Raw genomic sequence first — 16616 nt, 5'->3', positions numbered from 1 at the left:
GGCGGTCCTGTTGCCCTGGCAATCCGAAGGCACTCAAGGAGTTTGGGATCTGGCGGTCCTCGCGACACCCAGAAGTCTGGGTGTCGCGAGGACCGTGTCCGTTCCGGTCGATTTCAAGGAGAGGTTCTTCGAGATCTTCGATCGCGTCGGGAGCGTGATCGCTGCCGTGCGCGGCCGGCGTCAATCTGAACACCACGTACGGGTGGGTTCGCACGGCGGGTGGACTACGACACCGGAGTGACCACTCAGGTGAGCGGGATGAGCCCTAAAAACGACTCGGACTGCTTCGCCGGGTCTGCCTCAGGGCGGCGAGGACCGCGTCCAGCCGACCGTCGAGCGGTCCGCTCAGCTCCAGCACCGGGATGTCCTCCCAGGCGTTCAGCGGGTCGTCGTAGACCAGCTCAAGCAGCGCGTCGTTCGTCCGCGTACGCAGGCCGGGCAGCTCCGCCGCCGGCAGTACCCGTTCCGTCTCCGGCGTGATCACGGTGACGACCAGCAGGTCGAGGCTCGCGAACGCCGGGCGGAGTGCCGCGGCGTCGGCCTGCTCCGTGGGGTCCGCGCCGGTCGCGGCCAGGTATGCGAGGTAGTCCAACGGGGTCCGGTCGAAGATCGTTCCCGACGGTGCCGGTGCGCAGAGGCTCCGTACGGCGCAGGCCATCAGCGCCCGGTAATCCTCCGGCGACGGCGGAAACTGGAACTCGTATCCCTCCTCTTCGAGCAGGTGGTACGGCTCGTCCGCCGCGACGTGCCCCGGCAGGTGCGCGCACAGCGCCTCGACCAGCGTCGTCTTCCCGGTCCCGTGCGTCCCGGAGATCCCGACCCGCATCAGTGCTCCCTGCCCGTCGGAGGATTCCGGGCGATCATAACCTCGGTCTCCAGCTGCGCCGCCTCGCCGTCGAGGATGTCGAGGACGTCCTCGCCCGCCTGCGCACGGACGTCAAGGCGGTCGCGCTCGCCGGGCGGGCCGCCATCCTGGTCAGGTCCGACCCGGCGGGCGCCCGGGCCGACGCGGCGGCGGCGGTGCGGCTCGCGGCCGACGGCGCCAACGCGTACGTCACGCGCACGCCCTGCTCTCGCTGGCCGAGGCCGAGGCGGCGGGCGACGGTGGACGGTCCGTCCGGGAGCGCGCCGGGCAGGCGCTGCACCTGGCCCGGAGTACGGCTTCGCCGAGATCGCCCGCCGGGCCGGCGCCCTGGGTGCCTGATCCACGGGGCTCCGGTCACCCCATGCCCGGCTACGGTCGGCCGACGGGCGGCCGGTCGATCGTCCACTGTGCGCGGAACCGGCGGTCGGTTAACGTCCTGGCATGCATCGAGTACCACTGCGCGGGCTCGCGACACTGGTCGTACCGTTGCTGGTCGCCGCCATGGCGGCCGGGGCGCCGGCGTCCGCCGCCGACCGGTCCGACCCCAGCGTCAGTACGAGGGTCGTCGACGGCGTCACCGGCAACCCGGTACGCGACATCTGCGTCTTCGCCACCCCGGTGCTGACCTTCGGTTTCCCGGACACCTGTCCGCAGCGCAGCGACGCCGCCGGGCGGGTCACGGTCACCGTGCCGGAACCCGGGTCGTACAACCTCTTCGCCCTCCCGGACTCCGGCAGCCCGTACGGCGCGCAGTGGGTGGGCCCCGACGGCGGAACCGGGGCGCAACAGGCGGCCCGCCGGATCACGCTGGCCGTCGGTGAGTCGAAGTCCAGCCCGGCGATCAAACTGGACCGCCGGGCGGTCATCACCGGCCAGGTGGGTCCTGCCGCGGGGGAGGGCACCGTCGGCATCGTCGGCCCCGACCCGTACGGCCGCCATGACCCGCGCCACTCACCGATCGCCGCCGACGGCACGTTCCGCATCGACTGGCTCGGCCCGTACGGGTGGCCGCTGTTGTTCCGCACCGTGCACCGCCCGTACCAGTGGAGCGGGAACTTCGGCAACCGGCTGCTGGCCGACCTGGTGCCGGCGACCGTCGGCGAGCCGGTTCCCGGCCACCACCATCTGGAGCAGGGCGCCCTGGTCACCGTCAGCGTCCCGGACCCACCGCCGGTCGGTGGCCGGCTGGTGATCCGTAACGCGGTCACCCGGGATCCGGTCGGCGTGGTCGACCGCACCAATCCGTGGACGTTCGCCCCGGTGATGGAGATTCTCGGCGGTCAGCAGGTCAAGATCCAGTGCCTGTGCGGCGACACGGTCCGCTGGCACGGTGGCAGCGACTTCGCCGACGCCACCCCGGTCGTGATCCGTACGCACCAGCCGACGGTCATCGTCCTCGCCGCCCCGTCCGCGGCGGGGTGAGCCGCAACCGCGACCCTCGCTGGACGCCCTGTGCCAGGATCGTCCCGTGAGTAAGTGGATCTACAACGACCGTCCGGACGGCGTCAGGTTCCTGACCGACCGGATCTCCGAACCGGGCCGCACCGAGATCGAAGACGAGATCTGGGCCCGGATCGTCCACGGCGAGGACGACGCCGACGAGTTCGTCGACGCCTTCGACCTTGAGGAGGCGCGTCACGGCGCCACCGACGAGGAACTCGCGGCGGCCTACGAGCAGGCGGTGGCCGCCCGGCGCGTCCAGCAGCGCGGGTGGGGTGAGGTGCGAAGCAACCTGAGCCGCGCCTTCACCGAACTCAACGAGCTCGGCGTCCTGGCGCGGGAGGACTTCACCTGCTGCGGCACCTGCGCCGCCGCCGAGATCCACGACGAGCGCGACGAGTCCCGGCACTGGCACGGCTACCTCTGGTTCCACCGGCAGGACACCGAGTCGCTGGTCGCCAGCGCGGACGGCTCGGTCTATCTCGGCTTCGGCGCCTATCCGCCGGAGGACTTCGACCAGGACGCCTACGACGCCCTGCCGGAGGCCGAGCAGCAGGCCCGCTACCAGGCCGACCTCGAACGTGTGCTGGACGAGATCGCCTTCCCGGTGCTCCGCGGCCACGGCATGCGGGTGGAGTGGAACCGCAGCCAGTCCACGCGGATCCTGGTCACCGGCGCCCACTGGTACGCGCCGTTGACCTGACCCCGGGGCCCGACCGAGCCGCCCGCATCTGTGCGGCCGGGTATGTGCACAGGGCCGGTGGGCAGCGGCGCTGCCCACCGGCCCGTGTCGTCGGTCAGCGACCGCGTTCGCCCGAGTTCCGCCAGGCGCTACCGGCCTTGGCCAGACCACGGCTGCCCAGATATCCGATCGTCAGCGCGGTGATGTAGAGCCAGGCCCGGTCGGCCCGGAACACGTCCACCCCGGCGCTGTCCGCTCCGACCAGGTAGGAAGCGATCAGCACACCGGCGATCGCGGCGAGGAACACGTAGAGTTCCGTGCTCAGGAACGCCGACTTGGTCTCGGTGCCCGACATCGGTACGTTCCGGACGGTCTCGGCAGGCCGATGTCCGTCAGGCGCCATACCCGCTCGGCGGGTGGTGCGTTCTGGGTCTGTTGTGGCGAAAACCTCGCTGTGCTCTGTGCGCTCATTTCGTCCTCCAGCCGATGGTGTCTCCACCCGGCACGTGGAACGTGCGACGGGCTTTTGGTGAGCCACCGTGGCTTACCCGGCCCGCCTGGCAGAAAACGACGGTGCGGGCCTCGCCTGCGCGCAGCCGTCCGTCTTCTCCGGGCGCATCCGGTAGCGTTCGGCCGGGTCGCATCCGGCCCAGGGCGGGTGCTGGTCACGACCGTACGACACCGGCGGACCCGTCCACGGTGACGGGAAGCCCGTCGGGTATCCGGTCCATCGAGCCGGGCACGCCGAGGACGGCGGGGATGCCCTGCTCGCGGGCGACGATCGCCGCGTGTGACAGCGCGCCCCCGGTTTCGGTCACGACGCCCGCCACGATCCGGAGCAGGGGCGTCCAGGCGGGGTCGGTGAAGCGGCAGACGAGGATGTCACCGGGCCGCACCCGCCCGAAGTCGTCGGGGCCGCGGACGATTCTGGCCGGCCCGGTGGCCGTTCCCCGGCTGCCGGGCGTGCCGGTCAGCGGTTCGGTCGCCGCCGCCGGGCCCGACGCCACGGGTGGCGCGGCGGTCACCGGGCGGGCCTGGAGCAGCCAGATCCGGTCGTCGACGAGTGCCCATTCGATGTCCTGTGCCCCGCCGAGCAGCGTGGCCACGTCCCGGCCGAGGCGGGCGAGTCGTACGGCGGTCGCGTCGTCGAGCGCGGGTCGGTTCCGGTCGCCGGCGGCGACGGCGCGGGCGACGATCCGGTTTCCGCGCCGGTCGAGGCGGGTCCGCTTGTCGGCGACCGACCGGGTGACCGTGTTCCGCACGCCGACCCGGTACGTGTCCGGTGTGACACGGCCTTCGACGACGCTCGCGCCGAGCCCCCAGGATGCCTCGATCACCGTCGCCCCGGTGTCCGCCGGTGCGGACGTGAACATGACACCCGATGCCCGGGCGTCCAGGAGCCGCTGGACGATCACCGCCATCTCCGGTGTGCCCGTACCGGATCCCCGCCGGTAGACGGTGGCCCGTTCGGACCACAGCGACGCCCAACAGGCCCGTACGGCATCCGTCACGGCCGGCGCGCCGCGTATCCCGAGGAGGCTGTCGTGCTGACCTGCCGCGGACGCCTCGGCGGTGTCCTCGCTCGTGGCCGACGACCGTACCGCGACGGCCGGGTCGCCGAGCGCGGCGAGCGCGGATGCCAGCAGGCCGGGTAGTTCGGGGGGCGGGGGAGCGGCCGTCACCGCGCGACGGGCCGCGGCGGAACCCCGCGTGGCGGCGAGGCGCACGACGTCCAGGTCGCGGGTCGCGGCGCGGTAGGCCGCCAGGGGCACGACGACGCCGGGCGGCACCGGCAGGCCCGCGCGGACGAGGGCGCCGAGCGTGCCCGCCTTGCCGCCACAGGTGTCGGCCGTCGCGTCCGCGATCGGTACGAGCATCCCACTCCCATCTTCAACGAAGTATTGACAACAGAATGTTGATGATGCAGGGTGTCGGGATGTCACGCAAGCAGGAACCCCGGGACGCGGGCCGGGCCGACCAGCGCCAGGCCGGGCGCGAGCGGGAGGCGCGCGACCGCCTCCTCGACGCGGGCGCCGACGAACTCGCGCCCCGCCCGTGGCGCCCCCCGCCCGTGCCGGCCTCCGCGGTCGACCTCGCCCACTTCGCCCTGTGGCGCTCCACGGACCTGGACCGGGAGAGCATGCTGGCCGCGCTCACGCTGCTGCCGGCCGCGCGGGCCGAGGTCGACGAACTCGAGGCCGGGCTGCTGTTCGCGGCCAGGAGCGCGGGACTCACCTGGGCACAGATGGCGCAGGCGATCGGCCTCGGCTCTCCCCAGGCCTGCCAGCAGCGATACGAGCGGCTCACGACCAGACGGGACGCGGCCCCGTGACCCGGGATTCGTCGCCGGACCTGCTCGTGCTGCACGCGGTGCGACTCAGGGGCTTCGCGGACACCCCGGCGCTCGCGCACCGCTTCGGGCTCGACCCGGGCCCGACCGGGAAGTCGCTGCGTGACCACGAGGCACGCGGCCTGGTTCAACGCACGGAGTTCGCCGGTACGGCCGGATGGTCCCTCACCGACGCGGGCCGGGCCGAGAACGAGCGGCTGCTCGCGGCCGAACTCGCGCAGACCGCCGACCCGGACGCCGTACGTCGCGCCTACGGCACCTTCCTCCCGCTGAACGGCCTCCTGCGCAACGCCTGCACCGACTGGCAACTCCGCCCGACGCCGGACGACCCGCTCGCCAGCAACGACCACACCGACCCGGCCTGGGACGCCGGCGTCATTCACGAACTCGCCGTCCTGGCCCGGGCGCTGACCCCTGTCGCCGACCGGCTCGGAAAGGTCCTCACCAGGTTCCGTGGCTACGACACGCGATTCTCCGCGGCCCTGGCCCGGGCCCGCGCCGGGGACACCGCCTGGGTCGACCGGACCGACGTCGACTCCTGCCACCGCGTGTGGTTCGAACTGCACGAGGACCTGATCGCCACACTCGGCATCGACCGTGGCGCGGAGCCCGACACCGCTGTCACCATGGATCGCGGGCACGACCGCTCCGGTCCGGGCGGCGCGCCACCGTTCGCGTAGTCCACTTTCCGGCCCGGCCGGTGACGGTTCCGCGATGCTAGAGATCGAATCGAGCCGGCAGGGCGGTACGGGAGGTTCGTGATGGGCGGACGGTTTGCAGGTGGGTGAACAGGCGGCCCGACTCTCCGGGGATTGCCAGACGTGCGGAAGTCCGTGCCACGGATGGGCCGTGCAGCTCGTCCGCGACAACCGACTCCGCTGGGAGCTGGACTGGAACTGTGGCGCCTGCGGAACCGTGTCGTGTGACAGGGGCTCGGGCCCCGCCCCGAGCGAGCTGCGAGAAGAGCTGCTGTCCCAGCACGGGCGCCACCGTCTGCGACTCGAGAACAGCGAGTCGCGTGGTGGTGCGATACTCAGGGTCTTTCGCCAGGTCTTCGACAGCAGCCTTGCGGAATCTCGGGAATCGGCGGACAGACTCAGACGGCACGGATTCGAGGGAACCCTCGTGGAGACCGAGCTGCTGAGCGAGCTGCTGTGGCAGCAAGGCGTCCGGAGCTCGGTGGTTCCGGGCTGAGGAGGCCGCATGGAATTCGAGGTTCTTCTGCGCCGGCTGACGGATCGACGTGGCTGGCCGGCTGCGACCGGCGGTGAAGGCGGCGACATGGCGGCGCCGGAAGCGTTGCGACGTATCGCTCCCGCACTCGGCTGGCGCGTAGCCGATCTGTTCGTGCTGGCCGGACATGATCTGCCCGCCGATCTCGCCCCCACGGATCCGAGGGCTGATCCGGGCCGGACCGCCTGGCCCTACGTCGCCGTGCCGCCGGCCCGGCCGATCCTGCTCGCCGCGGCCCGGGCCATGCCTCAGCAGCCACTGGTGGGACCGCTGCCCCCACCACTTCGTCCCTTCCCGGAGGACAGGGCGGGCGCGATCATCGGTCGGCTGTTGCATCACCGCAACTTCAAGGGCACGTCCGCCGTTGAGTTGCTGCTCTACTCGGGTGGCCCGTACCTGTCGGTGCCCACGGTCAACCAGATCGCACTCGGCGGCAGGGCGCTCGACCCGCAACTCGTCAGCGGGTTCGCGCACTTTCTCGGCATACCCGTCGGTGACCTCGCCGCGCTGTGCGACGTCAACATGACCGAGGACGTACCCGCACCCGCGTACTGCGACGGTCTCGCCGAGCTGATGTGGGAAGGTCGGCGGCTGACCGTACAGCAGATCGAAGAGTTGGCCGAGCTGGGCCACGATCTGCGCCACCGCTTCGACACCGAGATCGACGAGGGCGTCCGCTGCTGTTGCGGCCGGACCGAGCAGTCCGAAAGGGCAACTCGCGATGGGGCGGACGCGGCGATGGGGGATCTCCGACCCGGCGGTGGCGGATGACAGGTGGCGCACCCCTCAAGAAGGTCGGCTTCTACGGAACGGCGGAAGATGTCTCGGCCGCCGCGAGATCGGCAGCGCACCCCTGGGAGCCGCTGGCGGCACGTTACCTGGAACAGGGGAAAGCCGTGGTGGTCTCACCCGGTTGGGTCGATGATCTGCTCGACGGGCAGGCACGGATCATTGGCCAGGCTTCGATCCTGACGGACGGGACCTGGATCTGGCCGAGTCACCTGGCGTACTACCTGCGGACCTATCACGTCGTACTGCCCGAAGCGTTGCTGACGCACATGATCTCTTGCGACTGGGGCGTGCCCGAAATCGATGACGCGGAACTGGACGCGATATCCGAGCAGCTGATGCCGCAGTACGACGTGCCGTAGCGCGCGCACCGGCCGGGATCCCACGCTACCCGCACCCCGCCGACCCGTACGCCTGTTCCGTCCGCTGCCACGCGATCGGGTGCCACACCCGGATGCCGGTGCCGCGCGGGAGCGCGGCGGTGTGCGATAAAGGGCGTGTTCGGTGAGCGGTGGCTGGCGGAGACGGTCAATCTGCTGGAACTGGTGGTCGAGGCCGCGGGCGCCCTGATCATCTTCACCGGCGCGATGGTCGCGCTGGTGCGCTTCGTCGCGGTCGGGGTCCGAAAGCGGCGCAGCGCGGCGTTCGTGCCGGTGCGGCTGTCGCTCGGCCGGTTCCTGACCCTCGGCCTGGAATTCCAGCTCGCCGCGGACATCCTGCGTACCGCCATCGCGCCCACCCTGGGCGAGATCGCCCAACTGGCCGCGATCGCGGCGATCCGGACCGCGCTGAACTTCTTCCTCGGCCGCGAGATCAAGGAGGAACGCAAGGAACTCGCCGGCGCCGGCCGTGACCAGCCGGCCGGACCGGCCGACACCCGGCGGGCCACGTGACGACCCTCGTCGGATATGCCTCCCTGGCCTGCGTGGCGGCGGGGATCGTCGCCGCCGGAGTCGTGCTGCTGGTGTCCCGCAGCGGTCGCCTGGCGCTGCGGGTGGCCCTCGACCTGTGGGTCGCGGCGGGGTTGCTCCGACTCGCCCTGCCACCGCAGTGGGACCAGCTCCTCGGCACGGCGGCGATCATCGCGGTCCGGCAACTGGTCACCGTGGCCCTGACGCCGCGCGGCGGCGACCCGGGCTGAGCGGTCGGGCCCGTGCCGTGCCGGGCACCGCACCGGCTGCCTACGACAGGTCGACGACGTGCCCGGTGCGTGGCGGCGTACGGCCGCCGAGCACCTCGAGCCACGCCGCGCGCAACGCCTCCGGGCCGTGGCCGACGGACACGTCGATCCAGGGGCGGACCACGGACGAGAACCGTCGCCAGGCGTCGCCGAAGCGGGCGTCGAGCCCCTCGCGGCCCCAGTCGACCGTGCGCTTGCGCATCTGCGCCGGTGCGAAGAACACCGCCTGGGCGCTCGCCGCGTTGGGCACCTGGAAGGTGAGGCCGACCGCGATGTCCCGGACGAGCCGGGCGCCGAGGCGCTCCCGGAGCGCGGTCCTGACCTCGGGGCGTCCCGACAGGTCGAGGTACACGGTGTCGGACAGTGCGAGGGCGTCGACCTCGTCGTACCGCAGGACGTCGTCGTAGCAGCCGAGGCCGCGGGCGAACCCGACGTTGCCGGGTGAGGTGAGGCCCACGACCCGGGGACCCCGGCCGTGGAGTTCGAACGCGGCGGCGTAGGCGGTCTTGCTCGACGCCGACGACAGGACCAGGGTCCGCGCACCGTGGTATCCGTTGTCCGCGAGCTGGTCGGCGAGCATGAACGAGGTGAAGAACAGCGGCCGGAACAGGATGAGCAGGTCCTCCTGGCCGGCCTCGTAGATCGGGTCGGCCGTGGTCAGGCGGTAGACGTTGTACGGGGACGGCAGATGGCCCCGGTGGTCGCTGACGTCCCGGAAACCGCGGCCGTCGACCCGACCCGGCCGCACCACGAGGTGCCCGGCCGGCGGCAGGTAGCCGTACAGCCGCTGTCCGACCTCCACACCATCCACGGTGGACTTCTCGACCTCGGCGAAGCCCCACAGCGGCACGAGGCCCGCCTCGGGGCCGAGTCCGCCGGCCGTCGCCGGGAAGAAGTCCCAGTAGTGGAACGAGTCGCCGAGTACGCCGTAGGTGACGTTGTTCGCCGTCACCCCGACCCGGTCGACGCGCAGCAGCGCCTCGCCGTCGGTCAGCCCGGGCACCGGGTTCGCCACGAGTACGGCGTGCGACAGGTCGTCACGGCGGACGGCGAGCGTCCAGGAATCGGTCACCCTGATGAATGTAGTCCGCCATCCATCCATCGCACCCGATGTGGGCAGTGGAGTTCCCAACAGTTCGCCGGATCGCCCACGACGGCTACGGTGGCCGGATGCTGATCGTCGGGTTGATGTCGGGTACCTCGTACGACGCGGTCGACGTCGCCGCCGCGAGGTTCCGCCGGGACGGCGACACACTGTGGATGAGCCCGCTCGGCACGGTCGGCCTGCCGTTCGACGACGCGCTGCGGGACGCCGTCGCGGGTGTGCTGCCGCCCGGGTCGACGACCATCGAGGCGGTCTGCCGGCTCGACACCCGACTCGGCCAGGTCTTCGCCGACGCGGCGGCGGCCGGGGTCGAGCTGGCCGGTGGCGCCGCCGACCTGGTCGTCTCGCCCGGGCAGACCGTCTTCCACTGGGTCGCCGACGGCCGGGCGATGGGGACCCTCCAGCTCGGCGCACCGTCCTTCGTGGCGGCCCGTACCGGGCTTCCGGTCCTGTCCGACCTGCGTGGTGCCGACATCGCGGTCGGCGGACAGGGTGCCCCGCTCGTCCCCGCCTTCGACGCGCTGCTGCTGGCGCCGGACCCGGACCGGCCGGTGCCGGACCGGGACGGCCCCCGGGCAGCGCTCAACCTCGGCGGCATCGCCAACCTCACCGTTGTCGCACCGGACCGGCCGGTGACCGGGTACGACGTCGGGCCGGCCAACGCGCTGATCGACGCCGCCGCGGCGCGCTACCACGCGGCGCCGTACGACCGGGACGGCCGCTTCGCGGCGGCCGGCACCGTCGACCCGGACCTGCTCGCGCTGCTGCTCGCCGAGCCCTACCTGCGCCGGCCCCCGCCCAAGTCGACCGGCAAGGAGCTCTTCCACGCCGGCTACCTCGACGACCGGCTGGCAGCGCACGGCCGGGCGGTCCGGCCGGACGACGTGATCGCCACGCTCACCGAACTCACCGCGCGTACGGTCGCGGCCGAGTGCGACCGGCACGGCGTCACCGAGGTGGTGGCGGCCGGTGGCGGGGTCCGTAATCCGGTGCTCATGTCCCGGCTGCGGGACCTCGGAACCGGCCGGTGGACGCTGCGGACCACCGACGACTGGGGGATACCGGCCCAGGCGAAGGAGGCGTACGCGTTCGCGCTGTTGGGCTGGCTGTCCGCGCACGGGCTTCCGGGCGCGCTGCCGTCGGTCACCGGGGCCCGTACCGCCGCCGTGCTCGGGTCGTGGACACCGGGGCCGCCACCGGGGCCGGCGCGGCGGACCGGGGGACCGCCGCGGCGATTGCGTGTGCAGAGCTGACCGCTCGATATCCGGGGCATCCCTGGGGCCGGTTCCCGGGTTTCCTCCGATGGCCGCCCGGCGATCGAACTGTGACGATCAGGGGCGTGGTGAAGCGCTGGCGACAAGTTACCGTGTGGCTGCACATCCTGACGTCGGTCGGCTGGATGGCGCAGGCGATGACGCTGTGTGTGCTCCTCGCGGTCGGTCTCGCGGCGGACGATGCCGCGGTCCGGGCCGCCGCGACGTCGATGGCACATCAGGTCGACGGTCGTCTGCTGGCCCCGATGGCCGGGGTGTCGGCCTGCACCGGCATCGTTCTGGCAGCCGCCACCGCCTGGGGGTTCTTCCTGCACTGGTGGGTGCTGATCAAGTTCAGCATCAGCATGGTCCAGGTGTATCTCGGCATCTTCGTGCTGTCGCCGGCGCTGACGGACTCGCTGACCGCCGGGCCGTCGCTGTCCCTGGTCGTCGGAACGGCGCTGATGGCGGGTGCGATCGCCTTTCAGGGGTGGCTGTCGGTGCGCAAGCCGTGGGGTACGGTCCGCGCCGGGCGGCGGGTCGTCGCGCCGACGGGGCCGCCGTGGATCTTCGTCGCCACCGTCCTGGGCGGCCTCGCCGAGCTGACTCTCGCCCTCGTTCTCGGCCACCCGATGCCGCTGCCGTCCCTGATCCTGATCATCGTCGTCCTGGTACGCCGGCCGCGCTGGTCGGGCTCCCGCCGGGTGCGACCGGCTCCGGCGTGAGGTCGAAGGCGCCGCCGGGGTCGCCGGGCACCGTGGCGGCGTCCGGCCGGATCAGGGCGTCCGGCTAGATCAGGGCGGCGGAGACGTTGAGGCCGGCCCGGATGGTGGGCAGCGACGGGAACGGGAACGTGGTGGCGTTCCACGGCTCCGGGTGCGGCCCGCGGGGCTTCGGGATGCGTAGCCGGAACCACATGCTGTTGCCGCACCAGTCGGCGAGGAGTTGGTCGCCGGTGATCGTGGCCGCGACCGGGGCGCCCGGACGCGCGACGCCGGGCGCCGTCGTCCCGGACGGTGGCCGCCAGGTTCCGCCGGCGTTGGTGGTGGCGTGGATGGCGCCGTCGTGGCCGGCGAAGAGCACGACGGCCGGGCCGGTGGGGAAGTGGGCCGCGGCGAGGTGTGCCCCGGCCGGGACCGTCCCGGCGCCGGCGACGGCGACCGCCGTCCACGGGTCGGGCAGCGGGCCGGCGGTGAGGCGGACGTACCAGAGCGCGCCGTCGAGGCCGGTGAAGAAGGTGTCGAGACCGGTCGCGGCGACGCCGCCGCCGGCGGGGGCGAGCTGGGGCGGGCCGGCGGGGACGGTCGCCCAGGCGCCGCCGGTGGTGCGCCAGACGGTGTGGAGTGCGCCGTCGACGCCGACGAAGGCGGCGCCGGGGTTGTTGTCGGGTTGGCGGGTGGCGGCGACGGCGGCGCCCGGTGGAGCGAGGCCGGCGGCGGTGACGGGTCGTGGCCCGGCCCCGGGTGTGACGAAGCGGGGGTAGGTGACGGTGTGCAGGGCGCCGTCGTTGCCGGTGAAGAAGACGTGTATGCCGTTGGTGGTGGTGATCGCGTCGAGGTGGCCGCCGGGTGGGGCGAGTCCGGTGGGGCCGTCCTGGAGGACGGTGATTCCGGAGCTGGCGGCGCTGGTGCGGGCCGCGACGAGGCCACCGTGGGTGCCGATGGCGAACACGGCGAGGGTGCCGTCGGGACCCGGGGTGATGGTGACGCCGGCACCGGGCGGCGCGAACGGGGTACCGGTCGCCGGGGTGGGCGCGCCCGTCGTGGCCAGGTGGAGGCGGCCGTCCGCGCCGACGGTGACCCCGACGGGCTGCGGTACGGCGGCGTACGCCGCCGGTGCGGCGACCGGTGTGACGGCGAGGGTCGACGCGGCGCCGACCGCGACCGCGACACGCGGCCATCTGGCCCGGATCCGGATCATGAGTGCCCCCTCGGGTCGTGGGAACCGCTGGGACCAGGTTCCACACCCGGGAGCATCGAATCGACAGCAGTCGATTAAAGTGCGGGTATTCGGGAATTGTCGTCCACCCCGCTTGACCGCGGGCGTGGTCTTCTGCGCCGGACCGCGCCGGCCGCCCACGTCGACCGGACCTGCCAGGCCACGAGGAGCGCGGCGGCGAGGCCGAGCAGCCCCCACGGGTGGTTCCGGGTGGTCGCGCTGAAGACGACCGGCTGGCCGAGCCCGCCGATCTCGCCGCGGACCGTGTAGCGGCCGACGGCGGGGCCGGGAATGGTGAAGGGCAGCCGGACGACCCGCTGTTCGCCGGGGGCGATGGTGTCCAACAGCGGTGGCGGCACGAACCCGGTCGGCGCGTCGCCCCGGCCGAGGGTGACCGACACGGCCGGCTCGACCGCCGGCGCGGTGCCGTCGTTGCGTACGGTCGCCACCAGCAGCCGCCGGGCGGGGCCGCCGAAGAGACCGCTCCAGGACGCGTCCCCGGTCACCTCGAGTTCGGTGACGACGAGCCGGGCGGACGGCGCCGGGTCGAGGGCGTCCCCGGCCGGGACGGCCGGGGCGGAGCTGCCGGTGACGGCCAGCGGGACCGTGCCGCTGGTGCCCTGGTCCAGGCTGCTGGCGCGGACCACGCAGGGACAGGCGACGGGTGGGGCGACGACCCGCAGCCGCGTACGGGCCGGGCCGCCCGCGGTGACGGCGACCTGGACCGCCGAGGTGACCGCGCAGTCCGCGGAGCCGCGCCGTCCGCCGTTGCCGCACAGTTCGACATTCACCAGACCGGCCGGCCAGCCGGTCAGTGTCACGGTGACCTGCGCACCGACGGCGACCTCGGCGCGGTCGATCCCGATCGTCGGGGGGCCGGCGACCGGCCGCGCCGCGGCGGCGACCGGCGTGCCCAGGGCGGCCGCCAACGCCAACGCCGCCGCGGTGGACAGTGGGCCGGTGCGGTGCCGCGCCGCCCCGGGGCGACCGGGGGAGTGGCGGCGGATCATCCGGCCCGGCCGGCAGGTGTCGCGGTGGCGGCCACCGGGCCGTCGGTGGTCGCGGGCGCGGCGGGACGGGTGGTGCCGGGCCGGCGCCGCCGGATCGCGCCCACCGCCAGGGCGGCGGCGAGCAGGCCGAGGACCAGCAGGACCCAGGGTACGGCCCAGACGCCGTGCGTACGGGTCACCGTCGACAGCGGAACGTCCATGGTGGAGGGTGTGACGTGCACGGCGATGTCGAGGCGGCCGGCGGCGGGCAGTCCGGTGATCCGCTCGGTCACCTCGGTGACCCCACCGGGCAGCAGTTCCGGCACGTCGACCGTGCCGGTCCGGGCCAGCTCCCACCGGAACGGCCCGCTGACGGCGACGCTCCCGGTGCCGGCGATGCGGACGTTGCCGGTGTTGCGCAGCCGGTACCGCACCTCCACGGTGCCGCGGTCGAGCGGGTTGAGCGGGACGTGGCTGGTGACGCGCAGCGTCTCGATCTGCAGGGCGGGGGTCAGCGGTCCGGCGACCCGCAGGTAGACCCGGGCGGCGACCCGCCGGTCGACGTTGACCCGCTGGCCGTCGGCGGTCGTGCCGACGGTCGCCACCGAGGCGATGAGGCCGCCGGCGTGGTCGCCGGGGCTGGCGTCGGCGGGGACGACGAGATGGAAGGGGACGACGACGTGCCGACCGGGCGGCACCACGACCCGGTCTTCGCCGATCGTCGCCCAGGTGCCCACGCCGGTCGGGGGCTGGCTCGCCGGCAGCAGACCGAAGCTTCCGTCGTCGGTGGTGAACGCGTCGGTGCCGTACAGGTGGAGGGTCAGCGGTGTCCGGCCGAGGTTGCGCACCGCGATCTGGTCGTCGATGCGTTGCCCGGGAGCGGCGTCGTAGACGAAGTAGCTGCGTCCGGTGGGGCCGGAGGCGTCCGAGGGCTGGACCGCCCAGGTGATTCCGGGATCGGCGCCGGCGGGGCTGGACGGTTCGGGCGCCGCGGCCACCGGCGTCGGTACGCCGAGCAGCGCGGCCGCGAGGAGTGCTGGCAGCCAACGGTGCCGCATGAGGACTCTCCGGTACGAGGGTGAGCGGAGGCGCCCGTCGTAGCAGCGGGCGCCTCCGCGTGGCGGATCAGGACAGGGTGACGGTCAGCGTCGCGGTGTAGTCGCCCGGCGTGCTGGACGCCGGTACGCCGAGGTTGAGCTGCGCCCCACACTCGAACTGCCCACCGCTGGCGCCGGCGGCCGACGAGCACAGCGTGCGGGCCGTACCCAGGCCGGTGCCCTCACCCGGGTTGGCCGGAGCACCCGGGGTCACCACCCCGGGGGTGCTGACCAGTCCGTCGTCGACGAACGACGCGTTCGGCACCCAGCCGAGGTTGTCCGCGGCGATGGTCCCGCCCAGCGAGCCGGTGAACTGCTCCACCTGCCCGACGAGGCTCCAGCCCGCGTTGGTGCCGCGCTGGTCCCTGACCGTGACCGTGTTGAGGGCACCGGTCGCGGTGCCGCCCGGCTCGACCGCGCCCAGGGCGACCGTCGAACCGGCCACGGCGAGCGTGAGCGGGCCCGTCTGGCGTACCTCGGCGGTGATCTCCTGGTCGGCGCTGCCGGCCACCGGGGTCGTGAAGCTGACCGGGGTGAAGGTGTCCTGGCTGCGGTCGGCCGAGCCGTGCGCGGCGAAGGTCAGGATGTAGCACTGCACCGCGGTGCAGTCGACCTCGTTGCCGTTCCCGTCGGTGTACCGGGCCGCCACCTCCAGGGTCGTGTCGAACGTGCCGTCGGCGTTCAGGATGTCCTGGCCGCCGCCGGGTGTCGTGACGTTCTTGTTGACCCACTTGACCGACTTGTAGCGGCGGGAGTTGACCCAGTAGTCGGCGTCGTTCTTCGGACCGAAGGCCACGTAGATCCCGTTGCCGTTCGCCGCCTGCGGGTCGAACCCGGAGCCGGTGACCGTCGCCGTCGTTCCCGCCGGGTCGACGCCGGTGGCGGGGGTCACGGTGACCGCCGGGCCGGCCGGGCCGCCCGACGTGCTGATCCGTACCGTCGCCGGGTCGAGGGCGGTGCCGGCACCGTAGAAGCCGGCGAACGCCGACGCCCCGATCTCGGTCATCGTCGTGGTCAGGTTGGACCACGTCACGGTGGAACCGTCGGACTGGGGGGTGCCGGTGGCCAGTGTCGCGATCTCGGCCTGGTCGACCGAGATCGGTTCGAAGCCACCGCCGGTGACGGTCAGGTCGACGTCGGCGCGCAGCGACCCGGCCGCGCCGTCGAGGACCACCGTCGGGTTGGCCATGGTGATCGTGAAGAAGTGCGCCGGGTACGAGAACACGACCGTGCCGTCGTAGTGGACGGTCGCCGTCCCGGCGGCGGCGTCGTAGCTGCCGTCGTGGTAGGAGAACCGGAACGTGCCGTCGGCGTTGCGGGTCGCCCCGTCACTGGCCGCGATCGGTGGATTGCCGTTGCCGGTGGCGACGTAGCTGCGGAACGACGCCTTGAAACCCCAGTCGAGGCTGCCGGCGGTGACGTCCACCGGGGCGGCTGACGCCGGGGCGACCACGAAGAGGGCGGTGGCCCCGCCGAGTGCGACGGCCGTTACCCAACGTAGCGGACTGCGCCGGGTGGTTCCGGCGCCGAGTCTGCCCATGCTGCTTCCTTTCGTCAGGGCGGGGAGAGTTCCCCACCAAGAGCAACTTAGGTTAGCCTCACCCAACTTTGTGTCAACTCGACGTTCCGGCGGGGAAGTGGGGGCGTGATCGGCAGGATCAATCGGCTGGTCAGCCGACTTGATCATCGAGGGGT

18 protein-coding genes are annotated in these 16616 nt (G+C 72.9%); 10 read left to right on the top strand and 8 right to left on the bottom strand.

What is annotated here, in order from left to right:
• Window positions 1–265: 265 nt before the first annotated feature.
• Window positions 266–826, bottom strand: a complete 561-nt coding sequence (locus Prubr_RS35835; RefSeq protein WP_212820114.1) for an AAA family ATPase — start codon at window positions 824–826, stop codon at window positions 266–268.
• 480 nt (window positions 827–1306) lie between these two features.
• On the opposite strand from Prubr_RS35835, the gene Prubr_RS35830 reads away from it, so the two are divergent.
• Window positions 1307–2287 carry a hypothetical protein gene (locus Prubr_RS35830; protein ID WP_212820112.1) on the top strand — a complete coding sequence of 327 codons (981 nt, stop codon included), beginning with the start codon at window positions 1307–1309 and terminating at the stop codon, window positions 2285–2287.
• A gap of 46 nt (window positions 2288–2333) precedes the next feature.
• Window positions 2334–3008 carry a DUF6891 domain-containing protein gene (locus Prubr_RS35825; protein ID WP_212820110.1) on the top strand — a complete coding sequence of 225 codons (675 nt, stop codon included), beginning with the start codon at window positions 2334–2336 and terminating at the stop codon, window positions 3006–3008.
• A 94-nt stretch (window positions 3009–3102) separates the two neighbouring features.
• Here Prubr_RS35825 and Prubr_RS35820 read toward each other — a convergent pair whose 3' ends face one another.
• Together Prubr_RS35820 and Prubr_RS35815 are read right to left on the bottom strand one after the other, a co-directional pair.
• Window positions 3103–3342: a hypothetical protein gene (locus tag Prubr_RS35820; protein ID WP_246568128.1), complete on the bottom strand. Its 240-nt coding sequence runs from the start codon at window positions 3340–3342 to the stop codon at window positions 3103–3105.
• A gap of 310 nt (window positions 3343–3652) precedes the next feature.
• Window positions 3653–4864, bottom strand: a complete 1212-nt coding sequence (locus Prubr_RS35815) for a PEP/pyruvate-binding domain-containing protein (protein ID WP_212820106.1) — start codon at window positions 4862–4864, stop codon at window positions 3653–3655.
• A 59-nt stretch (window positions 4865–4923) separates the two neighbouring features.
• On the opposite strand from Prubr_RS35815, the gene Prubr_RS35810 reads away from it, so the two are divergent.
• From Prubr_RS35810 to Prubr_RS35785, 6 genes are all read left to right on the top strand, one after another.
• Window positions 4924–5319, top strand: a complete 396-nt coding sequence (locus Prubr_RS35810) for a DNA-binding protein (RefSeq protein ID WP_246568126.1) — start codon at window positions 4924–4926, stop codon at window positions 5317–5319.
• Window positions 5316–6017 carry a transcriptional regulator gene (locus Prubr_RS35805; RefSeq protein ID WP_212820102.1) on the top strand — a complete coding sequence of 234 codons (702 nt, stop codon included), beginning with the start codon at window positions 5316–5318 and terminating at the stop codon, window positions 6015–6017. Before Prubr_RS35810 ends, Prubr_RS35805 begins: the two co-directional genes overlap by 4 nt.
• A gap of 523 nt (window positions 6018–6540) precedes the next feature.
• Window positions 6541–7341 (top strand): hypothetical protein, encoded by an 801-nt coding sequence (locus tag Prubr_RS35800; protein WP_212820100.1) that lies wholly within the window; start codon window positions 6541–6543, stop codon window positions 7339–7341.
• On the top strand, window positions 7338–7721 hold the full coding sequence (locus tag Prubr_RS35795) for a hypothetical protein (RefSeq protein ID WP_212820098.1): 384 nt from the start codon (window positions 7338–7340) through the stop codon (window positions 7719–7721). The genes Prubr_RS35800 and Prubr_RS35795 overlap by 4 nt, the downstream gene beginning before the upstream one ends.
• A 126-nt stretch (window positions 7722–7847) precedes the next feature.
• Window positions 7848–8252 (top strand): DUF1622 domain-containing protein, encoded by a 405-nt coding sequence (locus tag Prubr_RS35790; RefSeq protein ID WP_212828918.1) that lies wholly within the window; start codon window positions 7848–7850, stop codon window positions 8250–8252.
• Window positions 8249–8500, top strand: a complete 252-nt coding sequence (locus Prubr_RS35785) for a DUF1622 domain-containing protein (protein ID WP_212820096.1) — start codon at window positions 8249–8251, stop codon at window positions 8498–8500. Before Prubr_RS35790 ends, Prubr_RS35785 begins: the two co-directional genes overlap by 4 nt.
• 40 nt (window positions 8501–8540) lie before the next feature.
• On the opposite strand, the gene Prubr_RS35780 is transcribed toward Prubr_RS35785, so the two are convergent.
• Entirely contained in the window at window positions 8541–9611 is a 1071-nt protein-coding gene (locus Prubr_RS35780; RefSeq protein WP_212820094.1) for a DUF2855 family protein, read from the bottom strand.
• 98 nt (window positions 9612–9709) lie between these two features.
• On the opposite strand from Prubr_RS35780, the gene Prubr_RS35775 reads away from it, so the two are divergent.
• Window positions 9710–10897: an anhydro-N-acetylmuramic acid kinase gene (locus Prubr_RS35775; protein WP_212820092.1), complete on the top strand. Its 1188-nt coding sequence runs from the start codon at window positions 9710–9712 to the stop codon at window positions 10895–10897.
• Between the two features lie 86 nt (window positions 10898–10983).
• Window positions 10984–11622, top strand: a complete 639-nt coding sequence (locus Prubr_RS35770) for a hypothetical protein (RefSeq protein WP_246568124.1) — start codon at window positions 10984–10986, stop codon at window positions 11620–11622.
• Window positions 11623–11686: 64 nt separating this feature from the next.
• Here Prubr_RS35770 and Prubr_RS35765 read toward each other — a convergent pair whose 3' ends face one another.
• From Prubr_RS35765 to Prubr_RS35750, 4 genes are all read right to left on the bottom strand, one after another.
• Window positions 11687–12817, bottom strand: coding sequence for a PLL family lectin (locus Prubr_RS35765; RefSeq protein WP_212820090.1), 1131 nt, complete (start codon window positions 12815–12817; stop codon window positions 11687–11689).
• Between the two features lie 74 nt (window positions 12818–12891).
• Window positions 12892–13845, bottom strand: coding sequence for a hypothetical protein (locus tag Prubr_RS35760; RefSeq protein ID WP_212820088.1), 954 nt, complete (start codon window positions 13843–13845; stop codon window positions 12892–12894).
• Window positions 13842–14882 (bottom strand): WxL protein peptidoglycan domain-containing protein, encoded by a 1041-nt coding sequence (locus Prubr_RS35755; RefSeq protein ID WP_212820086.1) that lies wholly within the window; start codon window positions 14880–14882, stop codon window positions 13842–13844. The genes Prubr_RS35760 and Prubr_RS35755 overlap by 4 nt, the downstream gene beginning before the upstream one ends.
• A 67-nt stretch (window positions 14883–14949) precedes the next feature.
• On the bottom strand, window positions 14950–16461 hold the full coding sequence (locus Prubr_RS35750) for an HtaA domain-containing protein (RefSeq protein WP_212820084.1): 1512 nt from the start codon (window positions 16459–16461) through the stop codon (window positions 14950–14952).
• Window positions 16462–16616: the final 155 nt, after the last annotated feature.

It is taken from the genome of Polymorphospora rubra, assembly GCF_018324255.1.
Taxonomy (GTDB): Bacteria; Actinomycetota; Actinomycetes; order Mycobacteriales; family Micromonosporaceae; genus Polymorphospora; species Polymorphospora rubra.
This window is presented reverse-complemented; position numbering and strand designations above follow the sequence as displayed.

Excerpts from the sequence above, each read along its gene's own strand:
- Prubr_RS35835 (WP_212820114.1), bottom strand. The coding sequence starts at position 826 with ATGCGGGTCGGGATCTCCGGGACGCACGGGACCGGGAAGACGACGCTG.
- Prubr_RS35830 (WP_212820112.1), top strand. The coding sequence starts at position 1,307 with ATGCATCGAGTACCACTGCGCGGGCTCGCGACACTGGTCGTACCGTTG.
- Prubr_RS35820 (WP_246568128.1), bottom strand. The coding sequence starts at position 3,342 with ATGTCGGGCACCGAGACCAAGTCGGCGTTCCTGAGCACGGAACTCTAC.
- Prubr_RS35815 (WP_212820106.1), bottom strand. The coding sequence starts at position 4,864 with ATGCTCGTACCGATCGCGGACGCGACGGCCGACACCTGTGGCGGCAAG.
- Prubr_RS35810 (WP_246568126.1), top strand. The coding sequence starts at position 4,924 with ATGTCACGCAAGCAGGAACCCCGGGACGCGGGCCGGGCCGACCAGCGC.
- Prubr_RS35800 (WP_212820100.1), top strand. The coding sequence starts at position 6,541 with ATGGAATTCGAGGTTCTTCTGCGCCGGCTGACGGATCGACGTGGCTGG.
- Prubr_RS35795 (WP_212820098.1), top strand. The coding sequence starts at position 7,338 with ATGACAGGTGGCGCACCCCTCAAGAAGGTCGGCTTCTACGGAACGGCG.
- Prubr_RS35775 (WP_212820092.1), top strand. The coding sequence starts at position 9,710 with ATGCTGATCGTCGGGTTGATGTCGGGTACCTCGTACGACGCGGTCGAC.
- Prubr_RS35765 (WP_212820090.1), bottom strand. The coding sequence starts at position 12,817 with ATGATCCGGATCCGGGCCAGATGGCCGCGTGTCGCGGTCGCGGTCGGC.
- Prubr_RS35760 (WP_212820088.1), bottom strand. The coding sequence starts at position 13,845 with ATGATCCGCCGCCACTCCCCCGGTCGCCCCGGGGCGGCGCGGCACCGC.
- Prubr_RS35755 (WP_212820086.1), bottom strand. The coding sequence starts at position 14,882 with ATGCGGCACCGTTGGCTGCCAGCACTCCTCGCGGCCGCGCTGCTCGGC.
- Prubr_RS35750 (WP_212820084.1), bottom strand. The coding sequence starts at position 16,461 with ATGGGCAGACTCGGCGCCGGAACCACCCGGCGCAGTCCGCTACGTTGG.